This window comes from Nitratidesulfovibrio liaohensis, assembly GCF_011682075.1.
Lineage (GTDB): Bacteria > Desulfobacterota > Desulfovibrionia > Desulfovibrionales > Desulfovibrionaceae > Cupidesulfovibrio > Cupidesulfovibrio liaohensis.
In genome coordinates this window covers 1-2,607 of sequence record NZ_VSMK01000394.1, presented here as the reverse complement: position 1 = coordinate 2,607, position 2,607 = coordinate 1, and the positions used below count along the sequence as shown (strand labels likewise).

The window sequence follows — 2,607 nt, the reverse complement described above, 5'->3', positions numbered from 1 at the left end:
CGCTGCTGCATGCCGCCGGAAAGCTGGCCGGGCCGGGCCGCCTCCCACCCGGCAAGGCCCACGCGGGCCAGGGCCTCCGCCGCCTTGTCGCGGCGGGTCGCTTTGGTGGCCCCCATCACTTCCAGCCCGTATTCGGCGTTTTCCAGCACGGTGCGGTGGGGAAACAGCGCAAAATTCTGGAACACCATGCCGAAGGTGCGCTGGCGCAGGGCGCGCAGGTCTTTCATCGAAAGCGTGGTCACGTCGGTGCCGTCGATGCGCACCGTGCCGTCGGTGGGTTCGATGAGCCGGTTCAGGCAGCGCACCAGCGTGGACTTGCCGCTACCGGAAAGGCCCATGACCACCACTATCTCGCCCTCGTCCACGTCGAACGAGGCACGGTTGACGCCCACGGCGTGCCTGGTGCGCTTGTATATCTCGTCCTTGGGCTTGCCCTCGCGGACCATGGCCAGCGCCTTGTCGGGGGCTGGCCCGAATATCTTGGTCAGGTTCCTGATCTCTATCTTCGCCATATTGCCTCCTGTACTGCGCGCCACGGGGGCCTTGCTCCGGAAAAGACCGAATGCACCGCCGCAAATGCCGGGGCGAACCCGCCACCGGCCACGCCGTGCGCCATCCGGAAAGGGAACGGGCACGAATGGTCGACGTGCGGCAAGCACCTTCGGCACACACCCGGTGAGGGCGCGCGTCATGTTGTCATGGGGATGCACGGGAGGGAGGAGACACGGAACGGGATGCGCCACCGACAGAGCATGGACAGCCCCGAACCATCACCACGGCACCACGGCACCGGCAGCGCGCCATGGGCGCGGCACGACCGAAGCCGACCAGGGGGATGGACGCCGCACGTTCAAGACCCGCGCAGACGGCGGGTTCCCGAACCTGCAACACAGGGCACGCCGCAGCCATCATCCTGCCGGGCCGCAAGGGCACGCCGGAGGAAACACAGGCCGCGCAAAGCGACTGCATCCGAAATCATTGCACACCGAAAATCATTGTATTTCGGTGACAAACATCATACCGAACTCATATGCGCACGGGCAGGCATTCCTTGGCCCTTGCCCGTACACCCAACATCCTCCCGGACATCGAAGCATGCTATTTCAATATGCCATGAGTGCACTTTTCATTACGGCAATGAATCCTTTTACTCATGCCATTTTTACAATATACATCAAAAAATACTCCGTGTCCACCCACGATGTATTTTAGTGTCAATCTCTGGCACTACGGTGCGTACAGCACCTTTGGCGCCACCTGTGGCAAGCGCGTGCGGAGCCGTTGCACCCTGACGGAAAACATGCCATCCATGAAGGCAGTACGCTGCGGAGGTGAGCATGGCCATGGACAGTTTTTCCTTGCGACAAGCGGCGTTACGATGGGGGGCAAGCCTTTTCGGCGTGGCCGACCTGGACCGCCTGCGCACCCTGCCCACCCAACCGGAAAACCTGCTGGACGGCTGGACGCGGGCCATCAGCCTGGGCGTGCGCCTGGCGGACCCGGTGCTGGACGACATCGTGGACGGCCCCACCCCGCTCTACGCCCACCACTTTCGAGCGGTGAACATTCGCCTGGACGACACCGCCCTGCGCCTGGCCCTGCTTATCCAGGAAGCGGGCGGACGCGCCCTGCCGCTGCCTGCCTCGCAGGCGATGGACTCCGTGGCCTGCACCAGCATGATCTCGCACAAGGCCGTGGCCGTGGCCGCCGGGCTTGGCTGGCAGGGCAAGAGCCTGCTGACCATTTCGCCGCTGTACGGCCCGCGCATCCGCCTGTGCACGGTGCTCACAGACCTGCCCCTGCAGCCGGGCCGCCCGCTGATGAACCGCTGCGGCAACTGTACCCGCTGCGCCGACGCCTGCCCTGCCGGGGCCATCAAGGGGACGGCACTGCCGAATGAACCGGGCGCGCACTACGAAAGCCGCGACGAGGCCCTGCACTTCGAACGCTGCCGCACCCTGCTGCAAGAGGACTTCGCCAAACGTCCGCTCATCGGACATTCGGTGTGCGGGGTCTGCGTCAAGGTGTGCCCGTGGGGAGCGCGCGGCAAGGGTGTGCTGCACGGGCGCGACGACGTCCCCATGACCATGATGGACGACCAGTTCACCCTGTTTCCGCAATCGTCCTGAACGCATTGTTCCATCGCCGCACCGCCCCGCCCACGGGCCGGTTGCCCGCACCGCAGCCAAGGGAGGCCCCCATGGTCCGCTCCATCACCCCACGCGAACTCGACGATGCCCTGTGCGGCGAAGAACGCATGCTGCTGCTCGACGTGCGCAGCAGGAGCGAACGCGACCTGCACCCCGAGGCCATTCCCGGTTCGCAGTGGCGCGACCCGGCCAACGCGGACACGTGGCTGTCCTCCATTCCGGAGGGCACCAGCGCCGTGGTGTATTGCGCGGGCGGGGGAGAGGCCAGCCGGGGCATCCAGTCACGCCTGACGGCGCGCGGGGTGGCCGCGCGCTATCTGGAAGGCGGTCTGGCCGCATGGCAGCGGCAACACGGCGGCGAGCACGGTGAACAGGGCGGCCCCGCCGTACGGGCGGGCGAAGGCTGCACCCATGCTCCGCTGCGGGGCGAACCCGGCGGACACATTCCCGCCGGGGG

3 protein-coding genes are annotated in these 2,607 nt (G+C 66.2%); 2 read left to right on the top strand and 1 reads right to left on the bottom strand.

What is annotated here, in order from left to right:
* Positions 1 to 512 (bottom strand): ATP-binding cassette domain-containing protein (locus tag FVW27_RS12845; RefSeq protein WP_167125712.1); only part of this gene is annotated, 512 nt, incomplete at its 3' end.
* An 825-nt stretch (positions 513 to 1,337) separates the two neighbouring features.
* On the opposite strand from FVW27_RS12845, the gene FVW27_RS12840 reads away from it, so the two are divergent.
* Positions 1,338 to 2,129: a 4Fe-4S double cluster binding domain-containing protein gene (locus tag FVW27_RS12840; RefSeq protein WP_167125710.1), complete on the top strand. Its 792-nt coding sequence runs from the start codon at positions 1,338 to 1,340 to the stop codon at positions 2,127 to 2,129.
* 71 nt (positions 2,130 to 2,200) lie between these two features.
* Positions 2,201 to 2,607, top strand: a 407-nt coding sequence (locus tag FVW27_RS12835) for a rhodanese-like domain-containing protein (protein ID WP_167125708.1), incomplete at its 3' end; no start/stop codon positions are given.